Origin of the sequence: Moorena sp. SIO4E2, from assembly GCF_010671945.1 — a bacterium.
GTDB classification, from domain to species: Bacteria; Cyanobacteriota; Cyanobacteriia; order Cyanobacteriales; family Coleofasciculaceae; genus Moorena; species Moorena producens.
Genome location: NZ_JAAHIE010000199.1, coordinates 4,672 through 12,037, shown reverse-complemented (window position 1 = coordinate 12,037; position 7,366 = coordinate 4,672). Strand labels below are relative to the sequence as shown.

Below are 7,366 nucleotides of genomic sequence, written 5' to 3'. Positions count from 1 at the left end.
CTGCCTTCTGCCTTCTGCCTTCTGCCTTCTGCCTTCTGCCTTCTGCCTTCTGCCTTCTGCCTTCTGCCTTCTGCCTTCTGCCTTCTGCCTTCTGCCTTCACCATTATTCATGCTCCATTCTTCATTATAAATTCACCATTCACCATTCACCATTCACCATTCTTCATTCTACATTATAAATTCTTCATTATAAATTCTACATTCTACATTCTTCATTATAAATTCTACATTCTACATTCTACATTCTACATTCTTCATTATAAATTCTACATTCTACATTCTTCATTCTTCATTATAAATTCTACATTCTTCATTCAACTAATACTACCCCGTTTACGAGCCTCCTTATAGGATATTCCCACATTTTTGACACCTGCACGAATCATTTGTTGTTCAAGCAAAGCAAAGAAGCGATTCCGGTCACCGGCCTTAATCACGGCCTGATTATGAGCTTCAGACACAGCAATGGGATAACCATATCCTTTATAGACCTGGCCCAGCATTAAACTCAAGGCTTGATTGAGCAATGCCGAATTCTGGGCTACCCATTCTGGCATCTCGATCCGAGCAATTTCTGTACCCACATGGACATAACAGAAATAGATCCGGTGATGGTCGTATAAATCCAGAATCCGTGCGGAACTCTGAAATAGAGGGCTACGCTGTCCTGGTTGCAATAAACTTGCCCAGAGAGTGGTATCCCGCAAGGGGTCAATCACCTGACAGGGCAACTTGTCCGTGAGATTACCACATTGGGTGATACATTTGGGTGTTTCATAGGGACAAGCTGGTAATCTGAGGAAATTAACCATTTCCACACTACGAGAAGCGCTCAGGTAACCAATCAGGGGTACATTAACAGAACGCAACTGCTCCCAAGCTGTTAGAATCGGAGGCAATATGCGATCGCGTGCATCCCCTGGCATCCCATCAAGAAACCAGTAAATTAGGGAACCATCTACTATCGCTAAATTGGGAGTATCCCTGTGGGGAGCTGGTGGCTTCACCCAACGGCAAGCCATTTCTGCTAACATCGATACTTCGGAAATGGTGCGCCGATGCCCCATCCACTCCTCCGTGCGAATCCCCCACTGACGAGAAATATATAAGTCTTCCGGTCGGTAGAACACTTCGGGCACACTATCCAACAGAGGGTAAAGACTTTGTCCATAGTGCAACATTACCCGACCCACATTAATCACATAACAGTAGAGAATTTCGTGGTGAGAGGGGGAAATTTGAGACCCATCGGTGGCGAAAACACTATGGCTTTCAGGGGGACTACTGATATCAACACAAGTATCCAGAGATTCTACAGGTGTTGCCGCCGTGAAAATCATGCGATCGCGCCATTGCTGATGAGACTTGACCAAACTCTCTTGTTGTTTTTTAGCCTTTGCCAGTAATTGTTCAGCCCGTTCTAGGCGTTGGCGAGACGCCACTGCCTCTAGTCTCAGGTGCTTACTAATACCAGGAATTTGTCCTGCCAGTTTTGCCAGATCAAGCATGGAGAGCTGATTAGTAGATTTACCGTAGATTTGCTAATTTCAAACTAGTGATCTGTAACACACTTTTCTTGTGATCCTAAACGACTCATTAAGTGATCCTAAACCAACAGAGATAAATAAACACAATTGTATACATCAGGCTCCAATAACAAACGCGATCCTATACACCAGCCTCAGATCACAAACACGATTGCATACATTACCTTTTCATACTGACAGTATTCATGTCAGTAATTTCTACGAGGTAAGATTTTATGAAGAATCGCCAATTAATGATGTCCTTGTCCCTGGCATCCGCAGCCGTAATTGGTGGTAACGCCCCAGCTCAAGCCATAGACTTCGACTTCAGCTATCAACCAGGAACGTCCCTCGAACAAATGCTCGGGTTTGAAATGGCTGGTGAGATTTGGTCTTACTATTTAACCGATAATGTCACCGTCAAAATTCACCTTGATGTCACCGACGACTTGCCCTCAAACATCCTCGGTGGGGCACTCCCTGGTCTGCAAAAGTCTAAAAAGTACAAAAAATTTCGGAAGAAGCTGAAGTCCGATAGAACGTCGGTAGATGATTATACTGCTTATGATAACCTGCAAAAACATAACTATAATGATGGCCATAGTGGCTATCATGCCGTGTTTGAAAGCAGAAATGGGTGGTACAACAAAAACATTGCTCTGACCAATGCCAATGCCAAAGCCATAAATTACCACAGGAATAACTCCCTTCTCGATGGCTATATCGTCATGAATGACGCCTTCAATTGGAGCTATGATTACCAGCGTAACGCCCCAACCCCATCAAACACCATAGACTTTCTCAGTGTCGGCATCCATGAAATTGGTCATATCTTGGGCTTCGTCAGTGGGGTGGATTCGACGATACTCGCGGATTATGACGCTAGTTATCAGATGAACCTTGACCGTCTGATGCGTACTACCTCCCTGGATATGTACCGCTATAGTGCCTGGAGCGAAGACCAAGACATGCTTGAATTAGCCTATGGTGCCGACGCCTACTTTTCCATTGATGGGGGTAATAAAGTTCTGGCATACTTTTCTGAAGGCAAGGATCCCAATTTAGGATTAGGAGGTGATGGCTATCAAGCCAGCCACTGGGACGGTATGGGCAATGATTTGGGTGTTATGAAGCCAGCCCTAGGTTGGGCAGAGAGGGCCGATATCTCAGCACTAGATTTACGAGCATTTGATGTGATTGGCTGGAACCTAAACTCCACTGTGTTGGGCTCAGATGGACGCCCCAGTGACTCAAATATGACCCTAAATCTCAATAACTTGCTCAACAACGCCAAGAATACCTTAGCCAGCAAAATCGGTGCCTACTTCAATGATCCTAACTGGAATGCCTCATGGATCGACTGGTATATCGCCAATGGCTATAACGAAACAGCAGGATCCTGGCTAGATCAAGACCGGATCCAGAATGTGCTCGACATCTACGAATGGGGCTATGGTGGCGGTGCTGGTGGCGGTAGCAGTGGCGGTGGTGGCGGCAGTGGCGGTGGTGGCGGTGGTGGCGGTGGCAGTGGGCAAGTATTAGGCCAGTTGATAGAACAGCAGCGGTTTTCTTCAAATTTCAATTGGTCAACCTTCAATGCTGACCAGGGATCGGCTCAGGTGCCACACCCTGGGGCTACCAGTGGCTTAATTGGGTTAGGTCTGTTGGGCATTGGTGGTCTGTTCAAGGGTCGTAGCAGATAGTAAACAGGTATAGCGCTACGCGCTATAACAAGTACGGTAGAGCCAAAAATTTCCCCTTTTCTAGTCATAAGCGTTACTTGGTCTAGAGGTTTGGGAATTCTAGAGGATAGTTCTTGCCCACAAAATGCTTCAGTCTCTAGAAAAGCCTCATGGTCATCACAGATTTATTTAAATTTCCACCTAGGTGCGAGCACAATAAACCCTTAAACCAACTCCTGACCTTGCCCATTGCCTGTTACCTAGTGGCTCAGATGCCCTTGCTCTGCTCAGCTCAAATTGTTCCAGATAATACTCTACCGAACAATTCCATTGTTACTCCTAATGGCAATATCATTGAGATTACCGGTGGTACCACTGCAGGAGGTAATCTCTTCCATAGCTTCGAGCAGTTTTCCGTTCTGACTGGGAATACAGCCTTTTTCAACAATTCCCTGACTATTGACAGTATTATTAGCCGGGTCACTGGTGGCTCCATCTCTAAGATTGATGGCTTAATTCGGGCTAACGGTAGGGCTAACCTGTTTTTAATCAATCCCAATGGGATTGTGTTTGGTTCGGAGGCTTCCCTAGATATTGGTGGCTCGTTTATCGGCTCTACCGCCAACAGCATTAAATTTGCCGATGGCAGTGAATTTAGTGCTACCAATCCCCAGGAGCCTCCCCTGTTAACCATTAATATTCCTACTGGTTTACAGTATGGCTCCCAAGCCAATCCAGGCAGAATTGTGATCAACGGGCCTGGGAACAATCTGAGTATTAATCCCGCTACATTTGCAGTAATCAGAGACAATCGACCAGTGGGGCTGGAAGTACAGCCAGGTAAAACCTTAGCCTTGGTGGGGGGTGATGTGGCGGTTGCAGGAGGAAATCTCACCACAGCAGGAGGACGGATTGAACTGGGCAGCGTCCAGGGAGAAGGGATGGTAACGCTAACCCCAACTAACTCAGGTTGGACATTAAGCTATGAAGATGTAGGACAATTTCAGGATATTACCTTGTCCCAAGGGGCGTCGGTGAGTACCAGTGGTAATGGCGGGGGTGAAATCCAGGTGCAGGGTCGGCGGGTGACCCTTAGTCAGGGGTCAGCCATCTTAGCCGATACCCTGGGCAGTGGGGCTGGGGGAAGTTTGACGGTAAAGGCGACGGAGGCATTGCAAGTTATCGGTACCGTTGTAAATAATTTCTTTTTCAGCCGTTTATCTAGTGATGTAGCACCAGGGGCTACAGGGAATGGGGGTAATTTATTCATTGACACGGAACGCTTGCGGGTTGCTGATGGCGCTCAGATCTCCAGTGGCACCTTTAGCTCCGGGAATGCTGGCACCTTGACGATCACCGCTGCTGAGGTAGAGGTGATTGCTGGCTCGAACTTCGGTCCCAGTGGTTTGTTTGTGCCAGTAGCACCAGGGGCTACCGGGAATGGGGGCAATTTGCTCATTGACACGGAACGCTTGCGAGTTACTGATGGGGCTCAGATCTCAGCTAGTACCTTTGGCTCTGGAGATGGAGGAGATTTGCTAGTTCAGGCCAAGGAGGTAGAACTGATTGGTACAGCTTTTGGCATCTTCCCCAGTACCTTGTCGGCAAATGTGGAACTAGGAGCTACAGGGAATGGGGGCAATTTGCTCATTGACACGGAACGCTTGCGAGTTACTGATGGGGCTCAAATTTCAGCTACTACCTTTGGTAAAGGGGATGCAGGTGCTTTGAGGGCGCAAGTCACTGAGATGGAACTAATTGGTACCTCATCAGAGGGATTACCTAGTGGCTTGTTTGCCAATGTGGAACCAGACGCGATCGGGAATGGGGGCGACTTGACCATTGAAACTGAGGGTTTGCAGCTGACTGATGGGGGTCAGATCGCAGCAATTACCCGTGGTGAAGGGGATGCAGGTTCTTTAACCGTAAAGGCAATCGATTTGCAATTGAGTGGTACCTCACCACAGGGATTAGCCAGTGGCTTATTTACAGACGTCAGAGCAGGAGCCATTGGTAATGGGGGCCAATTGACCATTAACACCGAACGCTTGCGGCTAACTGATGGGGCTCAGATTGCAGCTAATACCTTTGGTGAAGGGGATGCCGGTTCTTTAACCGTACAGGCAATCGATCTGCAATTGAGTGGTACGTCAACCGAAGGATTACCCACCGCTCTGTTAGCCAATGTGGAACCAGACGCGATCGGGAATGGGGGTAAATTGACCATTAACACCGAGCGCTTGGGACTGGTTGATGGAGCCCAGATCTCAGCAATTACCCGTGGTGAAGGGGATGCAGGTTCTTTAACCGTAAAGGCAATCGATTTGCAATTGAGTGGTACCTCACCACAGGGATTACCCAGTGGCTTATTTACAGACGTGCGACGAGAAGCCATCGGGAATGGGGGCAAATTGACTATTAACACCGAGAGCTTGCGGCTCAGTGATGGCGCTCAGATTGAAGCTAATACCTTTGGTAAAGGAAATGCCGGTTCTATAGAGGTAAACGCAACAGACATCGAATTAATTGGTACCTCACCACAGGAATTAGCCAGTGGCTTATTTACAGAAGTCCGACGAGAAGCCATCGGGAATGGGGGTAAATTGACCATTGACACCGAACGCTTGCGGCTGAGTGATGGGGCTCAGATTGCAGCGACTACCTTTGGTGAAGGGGATGCTGGTTCTATAGAGGTAAACGCAACAGACGTCGAATTAATTGGTACCGCCACGAATTTTGCTAGCGCTATATTTGCCAATGTGGAATTAGAGGCCATAGGTACAGGGGGTGAGCTGACCCTTGAAACCGAACGGTTGCGCTTGGTGGATGGGGCTCAAGTGGCAACCATTACCAGAGGCGAAGGGGATGGGGGAACCTTGAGAGTTCAGGCACAGGAGATAGAACTGATTGGGAGATCAGACCTAGGTGCCAGCGGATTATTGGCGAATGCGATCGCAGGTAGTGGTAATGGCGGTAAATTAGAGGTCTTCACTGATCAGTTAAGTATCCGAGATGGAGCAACGATCAGTGTCAGTAACTTCCAAAGCAATAACCTCCTAGCACCAGGGCAAGGCCAAGCTGGGGATATTGAGATTGTGGCAAACTCGATCGAGCTTTCTAACAGCGGAGCGGACACTCCCAATGGTGGTGGTATTACCGCATCCAATTTCTCGGCGGGAGGAGGCAATATTGATATTTCCGCTAATCAAATCACCAGTAATCGAGGGCAAATCACTGCCACTTCTGAGCTTAGCGGCGGTGGTGATATTAAACTTACTAGTGACTTACTATTCCTTTCAAACCAGAGCGGGATTAGTACCAGCGTTAGGGACAGTACTGGTGGTGGGGGTGAGGTTAAGATTAATAGTGATTTTGTAGTGATTGTAGAAAATAGTAACATCGCAGCCAACGCCATATTTGGTCCTGGCGGTAATATTCAAATCACTACTCAAGGTCTGTTTCTGTCTCCAGATAGCCAGATTACTGCCAGTTCTGAATTTGGTATTGATGGTCAAATCAATATTAGCAATCCCGAGTTAACTCAAAACCTGAGATTAATCCCATTACCAGTAACTATCATCAACCCTGGTCTACTCATTGCCACAGGCTGTAGCACCGATGATCAGCAGAATGGATTTGCTCTGCTTGGACGAGGGGGCTTACCCACTGACCCCACTGACCCCCTCAAAGGTGAAACCATTTGGATAGATTGGCGAGATTTCTCAGCCACCAGGCGTCAATTGTATCGGGCTGCTCGCAATCGGGGGAAAAAACCCAATCAGGAACCTCAAGTGACAGCCAAAAAGCCACCAATTATTGAAGCTCAAGGATGGATCATCAATCAGGATGGAATTGTGGAGTTGGTGCCTTATCCCACCGGTCCTGAGCTCAAACCAGTATTGAATACTGCCATCAATTGTCATAATCTTAGTCATTAATCTTCGGGTGGGCAGTGCCTACCAACGCCCTTTGCAAGCTTCATGATCTGTCTGGTGCACTGCCCACCCTACATCAACTTTCAGAACCGCTACGCGATCGCATACATCAGCCTGTGATACTCAAAGCATAGATTTACCAGAATAAAGTGAAAATTATCCTTAATTTTCGGTCACCAATGTCATTTTATCCAGCAACCGTAGTCTACATAATTTACAAATA

The 7,366-nt window shown here is 47.4% G+C and carries 3 protein-coding genes; 2 read left to right on the top strand and 1 reads right to left on the bottom strand.

Translation table 11 applies throughout. The annotated features are described in order from the left end of the window. Positions 1-314: 314 nt before the first annotated feature. Positions 315-1,508, bottom strand: coding sequence for a DNA double-strand break repair nuclease NurA (locus F6K37_RS19970; protein ID WP_008178770.1), 1,194 nt, complete (start codon positions 1,506-1,508; stop codon positions 315-317). 254 nt (positions 1,509-1,762) lie between these two features. Between F6K37_RS19970 and F6K37_RS19965 the strand changes: the two genes are divergently transcribed. Both F6K37_RS19965 and F6K37_RS19960 read left to right on the top strand, forming a co-directional pair. After that, positions 1,763-3,229, top strand: coding sequence for an NF038122 family metalloprotease (locus F6K37_RS19965; RefSeq protein ID WP_287251701.1), 1,467 nt, complete (start codon positions 1,763-1,765; stop codon positions 3,227-3,229). A 149-nt stretch (positions 3,230-3,378) separates the two neighbouring features. Then, positions 3,379-7,146: a two-partner secretion domain-containing protein gene (locus tag F6K37_RS19960; protein ID WP_287251700.1), complete on the top strand. Its 3,768-nt coding sequence runs from the start codon at positions 3,379-3,381 to the stop codon at positions 7,144-7,146. The last annotated feature ends 220 nt before the right edge of the window (positions 7,147-7,366 follow it).